Genomic DNA, 13,897 nt, shown 5'->3' on the forward strand with positions numbered 1-13,897 from the left:
CCTAGCGCATCACAAACGGATCAGGCATCGGTGCCTGGGAGAGGTTGATCCACACCGTTTTCAGTTCGGTGTAGGCCAGCACCGAATCGATGCCGCTTTCGCGTCCATAGCCACTGTTCTTGAAGCCGCCGATCGGCGCCATGGCCGAGACCGCGCGGTAGGTGTTGACCCAGATGATCCCCGAACGCACGTCGCGCGCCAGACGATGGGCACGGCCCAGGTCGCGGGTCCAGATGCCGGCGGCGAGGCCGAACTGTGAGTCGTTGGCGATCGCCAGTGCTTCGGCTTCGTCTTTGAAACGAATCACCGAGGCGACCGGGCCGAAGACTTCTTCCTGCATGATCTTCATCGAATTGCGGTCGCATTCGAACAGCGTCGGCTCGTAGAACCAGCCTTCGCCAACATCGCTCGGACGCTTGCCGCCGGTGCGCAAGCGCGCGCCTTCGGCGATCGCATCGGCGACCAGACCTTCGACCACCGCCAGTTGCTGCGCGGTGGCCATCGGGCCCATTTCACTGTTGTCTTCCTGCGGGTTGCCGATGCGGATGCGCTGGGCGCGTTCGACCAGGCGATTGACGAACTCGTCGTAGATTTCGTCCTGCACCAACAAGCGCGAACCGGACACGCAGCTCTGCCCGGACGCCGCGTAGATCCCGGCGATCGCGCCGTTGATCGCACTGTCGAGATCGGCGTCGGCGAAAATGATGTTCGGCGATTTTCCGCCCAGCTCCAACGACAGCTTGGCGAAGTTCTCGGCGCTGCTGCGCACTACATGCCGCGCCGTCGCCGCACCGCCGGTGAAGGCGATCTTGCGGATCAGCGGATGGCGAGTGAGGGCGGCGCCAGTGCTCGGGCCGTAGCCGGTGACGACGTTGACCACACCCGGCGGAATCCCGGCTTCAAGGGCCAGGCGTGCCAGTTCGAGAATGGTCGCCGAGGCGTGCTCGGACGGCTTGATCACGATGGTGTTGCCGGCGGCGAGCGCCGGCGCCAGTTTGATCGCCGTCAGGTACAGCGGGCTGTTCCACGGAATGATCGCGGCCACCACACCCATCGCTTCGTGCACGGTGTAGGCAAACAGGTCGGGCTTGTCCAGCGGCAGGGTGCCGCCCTCAAGCTTGTCCGCGAGGCCGGCGGTGTAGTGGAAGAACTCCGGCAGATAGCTGACCTGGCCACGGGTTTCGCGGATCAGTTTGCCGTTGTCGCGGCTTTCCAGCTGCGCCAGGTGTTCCTTGTTTTCCGCGATCAGGTCGCCGAGGCGACGCAACAATTTGCCCCGCGCGGTTGCAGTCAGGCCACGCCATGCAGGGCTGTCGAATGCAGCCTGTGCCGATTGCACAGCGCGTTCGACGTCCGCCTCATCAGCGTCAGGCAGCTGCGCCCAGGCTTGCGCCGTGGCCGGGTTGAGGCTTTCGAAGGTCTTGCCGGAGAGGGCGTCGACCCAGTCTCCGCCGATGCACATCTGGAAGCGTGCGAGTGTCATGCAACGATCCCCTTTATATGGTTTTGTCGGGAGTGTGCGAATTGGAGAAATTCCAGCAGCATCTGATTGACCAGACGCGGCGACTCTACCGGCATCATATGCCGTTGCTCGGGCAGCACGGCAACCTTCGCACCAGGGATGCGCCGGGCCAGTTGCTCGGCCATTTCCGGCGTCGAGCCGGGGTCGAGTTCGCCGGTGGCGATCAGCGTCGGCGCCTGAATGGTGCCGAGGTCGTCGGCGCGATACATGTCCTGGGTGGCGAACAATTCGTAGGTGGTCAGGTAGCCCTGCGGATCATTGTTGGCCAATGTCTGGCGCAACGCGGCGATCTGCGCCGGGTTGGCTGCCTGATATTCACGGCTGAACCAGCGTGACAGCGCCGCCTCGGCATTGGCGTCCGGGCCATGCTCGGCGGCCTGCGCAGTGCGGGCGATCACACCAGCACGCTGTTCTTCGCTGCGGTTGAACACGCTGTTCAACACCACCAGGCTTTGCAGGCGCTCGGGATAGTGCAGGGCAAAAGCCCGGGCGACCAAGCCGCCCATGGAGAAACCGATCACCGCTGCCTGGGGCAGATTCAGGTGATCGAGCAGCTCGAGCAACTGATCGGCGTAACCGAGCAGGTCGGTGCCGCTGGCCGGGCGCGGGCTGGCGCCGTGACCGAGCATGTCGTAGGCGATCACCTGATACTGGCTGGCGAGGCCGACAATCTGTCCGCCCCACATTTCTTTGTTCAGGCCCACGCCGTGGATCAAGACCACGGGCTGGCCTTGGCCGGTCGCCAGGTAACTGGTGCCAGCCGGGGTGAGTTCAGCGGTGAGCCGAATCATGGAGCGCTCCTGCAATGCCTTTCTTGTTGTGATTACTGGGCTTTTTCGGCGGCCAGTTCTTCCAGATCGATGTAGCGGTTGCCGATGCGCGGGTGCAGGCGGCCACCGTCGGCGCAACCCAGCACGACGACGATTTCGTCGGCACGCGGCGCATCTTCGATCTGCATTTCCAGGGTGATGTAGTGCGAACGCAGGCCTTCGTCGTCCTTGTGCATCATCGGGATCTGAATCGACGTGCCCGGGCCGCCGCGCTTGTTGGTGAAGCTCAGGTAGCTCTTGGCTTTCACCGCTTCGCGGTAGTGGTTGCCGAAGCGCAGGGTGTGGATCACCGCCGAGGCGTGCTCGATCTCGCCGTCAGCACCGACCACCGCCGCTTTGCCGTAAGCCTCGATTTTGTCGGCACCGCCGATGATCCCGACCAGGCGCTCGACCATCATTGCGCCAAGGTCAGAGCAATTGGCGCGGATCTGCGGCTTGAGGTCTTCGACAAAACCGTTGCCCACCCAAGGGTTCTTCATCACCACGGCGAGGCCGACCATGGTCACCGGCTTGTCAGTAGCCTTGCCGCCTTCGATGAAGGTTTCTTCGACATAGCTGACGATCTTGCGAATTTCGAAACTCATGAGCTGCTCCGTTGGGGGATTGAGAGTGTCTGTGCGTCTGATGGTATACCATAATACCGATCCTGCAAGTCCTCTCCACAAGATTTGCGTCATCTATCCTGCGAATGGCTACACATTCATCCGCCACTCACAATTCCCCCAGACAACCTGTAACTCTGTGGGAGGGGGCTTGTCCCCGAAAGCGGTAGATCAGGCAACGTGTCTGGTGGCTGGCACATCGATTCGGGAGCAAGCCCCCCTCCCACAATGAAAATCGCAGGCCAAGCGAGGCTGGTACCGGTTAACAAAAGATAACGTGGCGCCGATTGTCAGACATTTGCAAAGCCCGATAGGATGAGCCAGCTTCCGAAGGGGCTCTGGATTGCGGGTTTCAGGACGATGATTCTGATCTGCCAGCAGCCGGGCACTCTTGCGGCGCCCTTGAAGGCCCGATGGCCCAACAATAATAAATAGGGGAAGGTCTATGAGTCGTTGCCGCCCGCCGGCGTTACGCAACACCGCGTTGCTGGCCACAGCACTCTCGCTGCTGGGCTTTGCCACGTTATCGGCACCTGTGATTGCCGCCGAGGCCCCGGCTGACGTGGTCTATGCCACCGAATCGGCCAAGGCCGCAAAAAGCCTGATTCTTGATGTGGTCCATGCCGGCGCGCGTCTGGTTGCGGTCGGCGATCGTGGGCACATCGTCTATTCCGATGACCAGGGCAAGACCTGGACCCAGGCCAAGGTGCCAACCCGGCAACTGCTCACCGCCGTGTATTTCGTCGACGACAAAAACGGCTGGGCCGTTGGCCACGATGCACAGGTTCTCGCCAGCACAGACGGCGGTCTGACCTGGAGCAAACAATTCGAAGACCTCAAACGTGAATCGCCGCTGCTCGACGTCTGGTTCAAGGACGCCAGCAGCGGCTTTGCCGTGGGCGCCTATGGCACGCTGCTGGAAACCACCGACGGCGGCAAAGACTGGCAAGACGTCAGCGACCGCCTCGATAACGAAGACCAGTTCCACCTCAACGCCATTGCTGCCGTGAAAGACGCCGGGCTGTTCATCGTCGGTGAGTCCGGCAGCATGTTCCGCTCCGCCGATGACGGTCAGACCTGGGAGAAACTCGAAGGCCCATACGAAGGTTCGCTGTTTGGCGTGATCGGCACGGCGCAACCGCAGACCCTGCTCGCTTACGGCTTGCGCGGCAACCTCTACCGCTCCACCGATTTCGGCAGCAACTGGGAGCAGGTCGAGCTCAAAGCCGCGCGCGGTGCGCTGGAGTTCGGCCTGTCCGGCGGCACGCTGCTGGAAGATGGCTCGATCGTCATCGTCGGCAACGGCGGCTCGGTGATCAGCAGCAGTGACAACGGCGAAACCTTCAGCGTGTTCAACCGTCCGGATCGCATTTCGCTGTCGTCGGTCACCGCCGCCGGCAATGGCAACCTGATTCTGACCGGGCAGGGTGGATTGCACATCACCCAGCCAAACGGTGCCGAGACCAATAACAAGAAGGCGGGGCTATGACTTCCTTGATCACTCCTCAGCAGGAAAAGGCGACGTTCCTCGAACGCCTGATTTTCAACAACCGCCCGGCCGTGATTCTGATCTGCCTGGTGGTGAGCATCTTCCTGTTCTGGCAGGCGACGCTGATCCGGCCGTCGACCAGTTTCGAAAAAATGATCCCGCTGCAGCATCCCTTCATCGAAAAGATGATGGAGCACCGCAACGATCTGGCGAACCTCGGCAACACCGTGCGTATTTCGGTGGAGGCTACCGACGGCGACATCTTCTCCAAGGAGTACATGGAGACCCTGCGCCAGATCAACGACGAGGTGTTCTACATTTCCGGCGTCGACCGCTCCGGGCTGAAGTCGCTGTGGAGCCCTAGCGTGCGCTGGACCGAAGTGACCGAAGAGGGTTTCGCCGGGGGTGAAGTGATCCCGCAGAGCTACAACGGCTCCCAGGACAGCCTCGATCTGCTGCGCAACAACGTGCTCAAGTCCGGCCAGGTCGGGCGTCTGGTGGCCAACGATTTCAAGTCGAGCATCGTCGACATACCGCTGCTGGAGGCCTACCCGGACCCGCAGGACCAAGGCAAGCTGCTGGCGCTGGACTATCGCCAGTTTTCCCATGAGCTCGAAGACAAGATCCGCAACAAGTTCGAAGCGCAGAATCCCAATATCAAGATCCACATTGTCGGTTTCGCCAAGAAAGTCGGTGACCTGATCGACGGCCTGGTGATGGTGGTGCTGTTCTTCGGCGTCGCCTTCGTCATCACCCTTATCCTGCTGCTGTGGTTCACCAACTGCGTGCGCAGCACCATTGCAGTGTTGAGTACGACCTTGGTGGCGGTGGTCTGGCAGCTCGGTTTGATGCACTTCTTCGGCTTCGGGCTCGACCCGTATTCGATGCTGGTGCCGTTCCTGATTTTCGCCATCGGCATTTCCCATGGTGTGCAAAAGATCAACGGTATTGCCCTGCAATCCAGCGAGGCGGATAACGCGCTGACCGCAGCACGGCGCACCTTCCGGCAATTGTTCCTGCCGGGGATGATCGCGATTCTGGCCGATGCGGTGGGCTTCATCACGCTGCTGATCATCGACATCGGTGTGATCCGTGAACTGGCCATCGGTGCGTCGATCGGCGTCGCGGTCATCGTGTTTACCAACCTGATTCTGCTGCCGGTGGCGATTTCCTATGTCGGCATCAGCAAGCGTGCGATTGCCAAGAGCAAGAAAGACGCGAACCGCGAACATCCGTTCTGGCGCCTGCTGTCGAACTTCGCCAATCCGAAAGTCGCACGCGTCTCGGTGGTGCTGGCGCTGATCGCTTTCGGCGGTGGCCTCTGGTACAGCCAGAACCTGAAAATTGGCGATCTCGACCAGGGCGCGCCGGAACTGCGACCGGACTCGCGCTACAACAAGGACAACAACTTCATCATCAGCAATTACTCGACCAGCTCCGACGTGCTGGTGGTGATGGTCAAGACCAAGGCCGAGGGCTGCTCGCGCTATGAAGCCATGGCACCGATCGATCAGTTGATGTGGAAGATGCAGAACACCGAGGGCGTGCAGTCAGCGATCTCGCTGGTGACCGTGTCCAAGCAGATGATCAAGGGCATGAACGAGGGCAACCTGAAATGGGAAACCCTGTCGCGCAACCCGGACGTGCTGAACAACTCGATCGCCCGCGCAGACGGCCTGTACAACAACAGCTGCTCGCTGGCACCGGTGCTGATTTTCCTCAATGACCACAAGGCCGAGACCCTCGACCGTGCGGTGCAAGCGGTGCAGGAATTCGCCAAGGAAAACAACAAGGACGGCCTTGAATTCATCCTCGCCGCCGGTAATGCCGGGATTGAAGCGGCGACCAACGAAGTCATCAAACAGGCTGAGTTGACCATCCTGATTCTGGTGTACATCTGCGTGGCGGTGATGTGCATGATCACCTTCCGTTCGTGGGCGGCGACGCTGTGCATCGTCCTGCCTCTGGTGCTGACCTCGGTGCTCGGCAACGCGCTGATGGCGTTCATGGGCATCGGCGTCAAAGTCGCGACGCTGCCGGTGGTGGCGCTGGGTGTGGGGATCGGCGTGGACTACGGCATTTACATCTACAGCCGTCTGGAAAGTTTCCTGCGTGCCGGGCTGCCGTTGCAGGAAGCCTATTACCAGACGCTGAAGTCCACCGGTAAAGCGGTGCTGTTCACCGGCCTGTGTCTGGCGATCGGCGTGTGCACCTGGATCTTCTCGGCGATCAAGTTCCAGGCTGACATGGGCCTGATGCTGACCTTCATGCTGCTCTGGAACATGTTCGGCGCGCTGTGGCTGCTGCCAGCGCTGGCGAAGTTCCTGATCAAACCGGAGAAGCTGGCGGGGCAGAAGGGCAATTCGTTGTTTGCCCACTGATCTGACAGGCTGAAACGACAAAGCCGCAACCTTATGGGGTTGCGGCTTTTTTATCTTTTGAATTTCACTCAGTCCAAATGTGGGAGCGGGCTTGCTCGCGAATGCAGTGGGTCAGTAAAGAATGCTTTGACTGACACACCGCATTCGCGAGCAAGCCCGCTCCCACAGGGAATTTTCGCTGTGTCAGGAAAGCTCGGCGCCCAGCACCACACTCAATGCACTGCGCGCATCATCCAGCTGCACCAACGTCGCATGCCGGGCACCCAAGGCATCACGGTTCTCGATGGCGGTCAAAATTGCCTTGTGCCGCGGCAACGCCAGCTCATGCAGATTCGGTCGCTGATTGGAATGCTTCAACGCCTCGGCAATCGCCACCGCCAGCATGTTGCACAGGTTCGCCAGCAGGTCATTGTGCGTCGCATCGGCAATGCGGCTGTGGAAATCCAGGTCCGGCTGCAACAAGGCTTCCGGCGTCGGTGCGGCTTCCATGCGTTGGTAGGCTTCGTTGATCGCAGCGATGTCGGCATCGGTCGCATGCTGAGCGGCGAGGGCGGCTGCGGCGGGTTCGATGATGCTGCGTACGCTGGTCAGCACGTTAAAGAATTCATTCTGTGGGCTGCTCTGCATCAGCCAGTGCAGCACGTCCGGGTCGAGCATGTGCCATTCGCGCCGGGCCTTGACCACTGTGCCCACGCGCGGTTTGGAATACACCAGACCCTTGGCCACCAACACTCGCGTGGCCTCGCGCAACACCGGCCGACTGACCGCGTACTCCTCGCACAGCAGGGCTTCGGCGGGCAGTTTGTCGTCGGGCAAAAAGCGTCCGGAGACGATCTGCATGCCCAGTTCCTGGACGATGCGCGAATGCATGCTTTTACGGTCGGAGGGTTTGCGGTAATCCATGGGGAGCGGCGCGATCCTGAGCGATGGAGATGCCGCGCATCATAGCAGGCACCGGACAATCTTGAGTCGGGTATAGAACAACTGTGGGAGCGGGCTTGCTCGCGAAAGCGGTGAGTCAAACAACATTACTGTTGAATGTGCCGCCGCCTTCGCGAGCAAGCCCGCTCCCACACGGATTTGCATTCCCGTGTAGGAGCTGCCGCAGGCTGCGATCTTTTGCTCCTAATGAGAGTGACGCGGAACCTCGGCACCACGGCAACCGACGAGGAAGTCAAAGTCGCAACCCTGATCCGCTTGCAGTACGTGGTCGATGTACAACTGACGATAGCCACCCACCAGCAATTGCTGCGGCGCTTGCAGATCGGCCATGCGAGCGGCCAGTTCCACGTCCGGAATGTCCAGATGCAAACGGCCGCTGGCGCAATCGAGTTCGATCCAGTCGCCTTCCTTTACTGCCGCCAAAGGCCCGCCCGCTGCCGCTTCCGGCGCAACGTGCAAAACCACCGTGCCGTACGCGGTGCCGCTCATGCGTGCGTCAGAAATGCGCACCATGTCGGTCACGCCTTCTGCCAACAGCTTGGCCGGCAGGCCCATGTTGCCGACCTCGGCCATGCCCGGATAACCCTTCGGCCCGCAGTTTTTCATCACCAGAATCGAATCCTTATCGACGTCCAGCTCCGGATCGTTGATCCGCGCCTTGTACATGTCGAAGTTCTCGAACACCACGGCGCGACCGCGATGCTGCATCAGTTCAGCGCTAGCAGCGGACGGCTTGAGTACTGCCCCCAGCGGCGCGAGATTGCCGCGCAGCACGCAGATGCCGCCGTCAGCGCGAATCGGATTGTCGAGGGTGCGGATCACTTGGTCTTCGCCGTAGATCGGCGCGTCCTTGGTGTTCTCGCCGATCGATTTGCCGTTGACCGTCAAGGCATTCGGATTGGGAATCAGATTGGCTTCGCCGAGGCGACGCAGTACCGCAGGCAAGCCACCGGCGTAATAAAACTCTTCCATCAGGAAGCGCCCGGACGGCTGCAGGTCGACGATGGTCGGCATGCCGCGACCGATGCGCGTCCAGTCGTCCAGATCGAGTTCGACGCCGATGCGCCCGGCAATGGCTTTCAAGTGAATTACGGCGTTGGTCGAACCGCCGATCGCAGCATTGACGCGAATGGCGTTCTCGAAGGCTTCCTTGGTGAGGATCTTCGACAGTTTCAGGTCTTCGCGAACCATCTCCACCGCACGCATGCCAGACATGTGCGCCAGCACGTAACGGCGCGCATCCACTGCCGGGATCGCTGCGTTGTGTGGCAGCGAAGTGCCGAGTGCTTCAGCCATGCAGGCCATGGTTGAGGCGGTGCCCATGGTGTTGCAGGTGCCCGCCGAGCGCGACATGCCGCCTTCGGCCGCGAGGAAATCGTCGATGGTGATGGTGCCGGCCTTGACCTGTTCGCTGAGCTGCCAGACCACGGTGCCAGAACCGATGTCCTTGCCCTTGTGCTTGCCGTTGAGCATCGGCCCGCCAGTGACCACGATGGCCGGCACGTCGCAACTGGCCGCGCCCATCAGCAACGCCGGGGTGGTTTTATCGCAACCGGTGAGCAGCACCACGCCGTCGATCGGGTTGCCGCGAATCGCTTCCTCAACGTCCATGCTCGCCAGGTTACGGGTGAGCATGGCGGTCGGGCGCAGGTTCGATTCGCCGTTGGAGAACACCGGAAACTCCACCGGAAAACCACCGGCCTCGATCACCCCGCGTTTGACGTGCTCCGCGATCTGGCGGAAGTGCGCGTTGCACGGCGTCAGCTCGGACCAGGTGTTGCAGATGCCGATGATCGGCTTGCCGTGAAACTGGTGGTCGGCGATGCCCTGATTCTTCATCCAGCTGCGGTACATGAAGCCGTTCTTGTCGGCCGTGCCAAACCATTGGGCGGAGCGCAGGGTGGGTTTCTTATCAGACATGATCGTTTCTCTTATTGTAAGACTATTGTTTGCGAGGTGACGCTTAATCTAAGCTCAAAATCCGCGCATTGGAAGTGTTGTTGGGTAATTAGTATTACTATATAGTCGTTTTCGACGGAGGGATGGCCCTGGCTGTTTTAGCGAGAGGCGTCCCCCGAGGTTCTATAAAAACAACAATCGGAGACCGATCTCATGAGCCAGGAATTGCGGCTTATCCGGCGCATCACACTGAAACTGATTCCCTTCCTGATCCTGCTGTACCTGATCGCCTATGTGGATCGCTCCGCCGTTGGCTTCGCCAAGCTGCACATGGGCGCCGACATCGGCATTGGCGACGCGGCCTATGGCCTGGGTGCCGGGCTGTTCTTCATTGGTTACTTCCTGCTCGAAATCCCCAGCAACCTGATGCTCGAACGCTTCGGCGCGCGGCGCTGGTTCGCCCGGATCATGATCACCTGGGGCGCAATCACCATCGGCATGGCCTTTGTGCAAGGGCCGCACAGCTTCTATGTGATGCGCTTTCTGCTCGGCGCGGCCGAAGCGGGCTTCTTCCCAGGCGTGCTGTACTACATCACCCAATGGTTCCCGGTGCGCCATCGCGGCAAGATTCTGGGGCTGTTCATCCTGTCGCAACCGATCGCGATGATGATCACCGGACCCGTGTCCGGCGGTTTGCTCGGCATGGACGGCATCCTTGGCCTGCACGGCTGGCAGTGGCTGTTTATTGTCATCGGCACCCCGGCGATCCTGCTGACCTGGCCGGTGCTGCGCTGGCTGCCAGACGGCCCGCAGCAGGTGAAGTGGATGGATCAGGCGGAAAAGGACTGGCTGACCGGCGAGCTGAAAAAGGATCTGCAGGAGTACGGCCAGACCCGTCACGGCAATCCGTTGCACGCACTGAAGGACAAGCGCGTGTTACTGCTGGCGCTGTTCTATCTGCCAGTGACCCTGAGCATTTACGGCCTCGGCCTGTGGCTGCCGACGCTGATCAAACAGTTCGGTGGCAGCGACCTGGTGACCGGGTTCGTTTCTTCGGTGCCATACATTTTCGGCATCATCGGCCTGCTGATCATTCCGCGTAGCTCCGATCGTTTGAATGATCGCTACGGCCATCTCGCCGTCCTTTATGTGCTCGGCGCAATCGGCTTGTTCCTCAGTGCCTGGCTGTCCTTGCCGGTAGCGCAACTGGCGGCGCTGTGTCTGGTGGCGTTCGCGTTGTTTTCGTGCACGGCGGTGTTCTGGACCTTGCCCGGACGTTTCTTTGCCGGTGCCAGTGCGGCGGCGGGGATTGCCTTGATCAACTCGGTCGGCAACCTGGGCGGTTACATCGGCCCGTTCGTGATTGGCGCGTTGAAGGAGTACACCGGCAATCTGGCTTCGGGGCTGTACTTCCTCTCGGGCGTGATGGTCTTCGGGCTGATTCTGACCGGCATCGTCTACCGCGTGCTGGAACGCAAACACGTGTTGCCCGTCGACCAGTTCGCCGCGAGTGCCCGTGGCGCGACCCGCACCTGAACTGCAGGACTCCACAAAACCTATGTGGGCCCGCGTCATTTTCAAGTTTGTGCTTAAAGGAGAGGACATATGCATCTGGTGCAATTCGAATTACCCAACGGCGAGCGCCGTGTCGGCATGGTCGACAACGGTCAGGTTCGCGAAGTGCAGGACGCCGGCAGTGTCCGCGATCTGGCCCTGGCCGCAATCGAAGCCGGCGGCTCGCTTGAGCAGCAAGTGCAGCGCCTCGGCCTCGGCGCCGATCACGACTACGCGCAATTGCTCAAAGACCTGCGCATCCTGCCGCCACTCGATCACCCGGACCCGGCGCACATGCTGGTCAGCGGTACCGGCCTGACTCACCTGGGCAGCGCTTCGGCCCGCGACAAGATGCACCAGCAGGCCGGCGATGAAGCGGCAATGACCGACACCATGCGCATTTTCAAATGGGGCGTGGAGGGCGGCAAACCGGCGGCGGGGCAGGCCGGTGTGCAACCGGAGTGGTTCTACAAGGGCGACGGTAGCATCGTCGTGCGTCCGGGGCAGCCGTTCCCGCTGCCGCCGTTTGCCGAAGACGCCGGCGAAGAGCCGGAGATGGCCGGCCTGTACGTCATCGGCAACGACGGCAAGCCCTATCGCCTCGGTTTCGCGGTGGGCAACGAGTTCTCCGACCACGTGATGGAACGCAAGAATTACCTGTACCTGGCGCACTCCAAATTGCGCAGTTGCAGTTATGGTCCGGAACTTCGCACCGGTGAATTGCCTCAACACCTTGCCGGCACCAGCCGAATCCTGCGTGACGGCGAAGTGCTCTGGCAGAACGAGTTTCTCAGCGGCGAGGCCAACATGTGCCACAGCCTGGCGAACCTCGAATACCACCACTTCAAATACAGTCAGTTCCTGCGTCCGGGCGACGTGCACATCCATTTTTTCGGCACCGCGACCCTGTCGTTTGCCGACGGCATCCGCACCCAGCCGGGCGACACGTTCGAGATCAGCCAAGCCGACTTCGGCGCTCCGCTGGTCAACGGCATCGCACCGGTCAAAGCGGCTTTTGAACCGGACAGCATTGGCACCCTTTAAGGAGATCCCATGACTCAGATTCTCGGTCACAACTACATCGGCGGTCAGCGCAGCGCCGCCGGCACCGTCAAATTGCACTCAGTCGACGCCAGTAGCGGCGAGGCGCTGCCGCACGATTTCATGCAGGCCACGGCCGAAGAAGTCGACGCCGCCGCCAAAGCCGCCGCTGCGGCTTACCCAACGTATCGCAGCCTCAGCGCCGAACGCCGCGCGCAATTTCTCGACGCGGTCGCGGATGAGCTTGATGCGCTTGGCGACGATTTCGTTGCTGTGGTCTGCCGCGAAACCGCACTGCCGGCCGGTCGCATTCAGGGCGAGCGCGGACGCACCAGCGGCCAGATGCGCCTGTTCGCCAAAGTCCTGCGTCGCGGTGATTTCTACGGCGCGCGCATCGATCTGGCATTGCCGGATCGCCAGCCATTGCCACGGCCCGATCTGCGTCAGTACCGCATCGGCCTCGGCCCGGTCGCGGTGTTTGGCGCGAGCAACTTCCCGCTGGCGTTCTCCACTGCCGGTGGCGATACCGCAGCAGCGCTGGCCGCCGGTTGCCCGGTAGTGTTCAAGGCCCACAGCGGCCATATGGCCACCGCTGAGCTGGTCGCCGACGCGATCATTCGTGCGGCGGAAAAAACCGCCATGCCCGCCGGCGTGTTCAACATGATCTACGGGGGCGGCGTCGGTGAATGGCTGGTCAAGCATCCGGCAATTCAGGCGGTTGGTTTCACCGGCTCGCTGAAGGGTGGTCGCGCGCTGTGCGACATGGCTGCCGCACGTCCGCAACCGATCCCGGTGTTTGCCGAGATGTCGAGCATCAACCCGGTGATTGTTCTGCCGCAGGCACTCGCCACGCGTTCGGAAACCGTCGCGCGCGATCTCACCGCCTCGGTGGTGCAGGGTTGCGGTCAATTCTGCACCAACCCGGGTCTGGTGATCGGTATCCGCTCGCCGCAGTTCAGCGCGTTTGTCCAACAAGTTGCTGCTGCAATCGGTGATCAACCGGCGCAAACCATGCTCAACGCCGGCACCCTCGGCAGCTATGGCAAAGGCCTGGAAAAACTTCTGGCGCACAGCGGCATCCAGCATCTGGCCGGTAATCCGCAGCAGGGCAATCAGGCGCAGCCGCAGTTGTTCAAGGCCGATGTCAGCCTGTTGATCAACGGTGACGAAGTGCTGCAGGACGAAGTGTTCGGCCCGACCACAGTGATCGTTGAAGTAGCCGATCAGGCACAGCTCAGCGCGGCGCTTCATGGCCTGCACGGTCAACTGACGGCGACGATCATCGGTGAGCCGGCTGACTTCGAGCAGTTCGCCGAACTGACGCCGCTGCTGGAACAGAAGGTCGGGCGTATTCTGCTCAACGGCTATCCGACCGGTGTCGAAGTGTGCGATTCGATGGTGCACGGCGGGCCATACCCGGCGACATCCGATGCCCGTGGCACGTCGGTGGGCACCCTGGCGATCGATCGCTTCCTGCGCCCGGTGTGCTTCCAGAATTACCCGGACAGCTTGCTGCCCGAGCCGCTGAAAAACGCCAACCCGCTGCGGATTCAGCGTTTGGTGGATGGCAAGCCATCGCGTGACGCGATCTAGCCAGCACCGCAATCCCTGTGTAGGAGCTGCCGAAGGCTGCGATC

The 13,897-nt window shown here is 61.3% G+C and carries 10 protein-coding genes; 5 read left to right on the forward strand and 5 right to left on the reverse strand.

Translation table 11 applies throughout. From position 1 onward, the window contains the following. Position 1: 1 nt before the first annotated feature. The 3 genes from ACP7D9_RS02035 to ACP7D9_RS02045 are packed head-to-tail and all read right to left on the reverse strand — an operon-like array spanning position 2 to position 2,936. Positions 2 to 1,483, reverse strand: coding sequence for an aldehyde dehydrogenase (locus ACP7D9_RS02035; RefSeq protein WP_313004915.1), 1,482 nt, complete (start codon positions 1,481 to 1,483; stop codon positions 2 to 4). Continuing rightward, positions 1,480 to 2,313 (reverse strand): alpha/beta fold hydrolase, encoded by an 834-nt coding sequence (locus ACP7D9_RS02040; protein WP_426155362.1) that lies wholly within the window; start codon positions 2,311 to 2,313, stop codon positions 1,480 to 1,482. The genes ACP7D9_RS02035 and ACP7D9_RS02040 overlap by 4 nt, the downstream gene beginning before the upstream one ends. Positions 2,314 to 2,345: 32 nt before the next feature. Then, on the reverse strand, positions 2,346 to 2,936 hold the full coding sequence (locus ACP7D9_RS02045; RefSeq protein WP_426155364.1) for an amino acid synthesis family protein: 591 nt from the start codon (positions 2,934 to 2,936) through the stop codon (positions 2,346 to 2,348). A 463-nt stretch (positions 2,937 to 3,399) separates the two neighbouring features. Between ACP7D9_RS02045 and ACP7D9_RS02050 the strand changes: the two genes are divergently transcribed. Together ACP7D9_RS02050 and ACP7D9_RS02055 are read left to right on the forward strand one after the other, a co-directional pair. Continuing rightward, positions 3,400 to 4,443, forward strand: coding sequence for a WD40/YVTN/BNR-like repeat-containing protein (locus ACP7D9_RS02050; protein ID WP_313004921.1), 1,044 nt, complete (start codon positions 3,400 to 3,402; stop codon positions 4,441 to 4,443). Continuing rightward, complete coding sequence (locus ACP7D9_RS02055; protein ID WP_101155071.1) at positions 4,440 to 6,824, forward strand: efflux RND transporter permease subunit; 2,385 nt, start codon at positions 4,440 to 4,442, stop codon at positions 6,822 to 6,824. Before ACP7D9_RS02050 ends, ACP7D9_RS02055 begins: the two co-directional genes overlap by 4 nt. A gap of 183 nt (positions 6,825 to 7,007) precedes the next feature. On the opposite strand, the gene ACP7D9_RS02060 is transcribed toward ACP7D9_RS02055, so the two are convergent. Beyond that, positions 7,008 to 7,727 carry a FadR/GntR family transcriptional regulator gene (locus ACP7D9_RS02060; protein WP_024013185.1) on the reverse strand — a complete coding sequence of 240 codons (720 nt, stop codon included), beginning with the start codon at positions 7,725 to 7,727 and terminating at the stop codon, positions 7,008 to 7,010. Positions 7,728 to 7,949: 222 nt separating this feature from the next. Further along, a complete protein-coding gene (locus ACP7D9_RS02065) occupies positions 7,950 to 9,686 on the reverse strand; it encodes an IlvD/Edd family dehydratase (protein ID WP_397504524.1) in 1,737 nt (578 codons plus the stop codon). A gap of 192 nt (positions 9,687 to 9,878) precedes the next feature. Between ACP7D9_RS02065 and ACP7D9_RS02070 the strand changes: the two genes are divergently transcribed. From ACP7D9_RS02070 to ACP7D9_RS02080, 3 genes are all read left to right on the forward strand, one after another. Further along, a complete protein-coding gene (locus tag ACP7D9_RS02070; protein WP_313004929.1) occupies positions 9,879 to 11,201 on the forward strand; it encodes an MFS transporter in 1,323 nt (440 codons plus the stop codon). Positions 11,202 to 11,270: 69 nt separating this feature from the next. Further along, positions 11,271 to 12,263 carry an AraD1 family protein gene (araD1, locus tag ACP7D9_RS02075; protein ID WP_426155367.1) on the forward strand — a complete coding sequence of 331 codons (993 nt, stop codon included), beginning with the start codon at positions 11,271 to 11,273 and terminating at the stop codon, positions 12,261 to 12,263. 9 nt (positions 12,264 to 12,272) lie between these two features. Then, positions 12,273 to 13,853: an aldehyde dehydrogenase (NADP(+)) gene (locus tag ACP7D9_RS02080; RefSeq protein ID WP_426155369.1), complete on the forward strand. Its 1,581-nt coding sequence runs from the start codon at positions 12,273 to 12,275 to the stop codon at positions 13,851 to 13,853. Positions 13,854 to 13,897: the final 44 nt, after the last annotated feature.

Origin of the sequence: Pseudomonas sp. TSRC2-2, assembly GCF_049897785.1 — a bacterium.
Classification (GTDB): Bacteria; Pseudomonadota; Gammaproteobacteria; order Pseudomonadales; family Pseudomonadaceae; genus Aquipseudomonas.

Excerpts from the sequence above, each read along its gene's own strand:
- ACP7D9_RS02035 (WP_313004915.1), bottom strand. The coding sequence starts at position 1,483 with ATGACACTCGCACGCTTCCAGATGTGCATCGGCGGAGACTGGGTCGAC.
- ACP7D9_RS02040 (WP_426155362.1), bottom strand. The coding sequence starts at position 2,313 with ATGATTCGGCTCACCGCTGAACTCACCCCGGCTGGCACCAGTTACCTG.
- ACP7D9_RS02045 (WP_426155364.1), bottom strand. The coding sequence starts at position 2,936 with ATGAGTTTCGAAATTCGCAAGATCGTCAGCTATGTCGAAGAAACCTTC.
- ACP7D9_RS02050 (WP_313004921.1), top strand. The coding sequence starts at position 3,400 with ATGAGTCGTTGCCGCCCGCCGGCGTTACGCAACACCGCGTTGCTGGCC.
- ACP7D9_RS02055 (WP_101155071.1), top strand. The coding sequence starts at position 4,440 with ATGACTTCCTTGATCACTCCTCAGCAGGAAAAGGCGACGTTCCTCGAA.
- ACP7D9_RS02060 (WP_024013185.1), bottom strand. The coding sequence starts at position 7,727 with ATGGATTACCGCAAACCCTCCGACCGTAAAAGCATGCATTCGCGCATC.
- ACP7D9_RS02065 (WP_397504524.1), bottom strand. The coding sequence starts at position 9,686 with ATGTCTGATAAGAAACCCACCCTGCGCTCCGCCCAATGGTTTGGCACG.
- ACP7D9_RS02070 (WP_313004929.1), top strand. The coding sequence starts at position 9,879 with ATGAGCCAGGAATTGCGGCTTATCCGGCGCATCACACTGAAACTGATT.
- araD1 (WP_426155367.1), top strand. The coding sequence starts at position 11,271 with ATGCATCTGGTGCAATTCGAATTACCCAACGGCGAGCGCCGTGTCGGC.
- ACP7D9_RS02080 (WP_426155369.1), top strand. The coding sequence starts at position 12,273 with ATGACTCAGATTCTCGGTCACAACTACATCGGCGGTCAGCGCAGCGCC.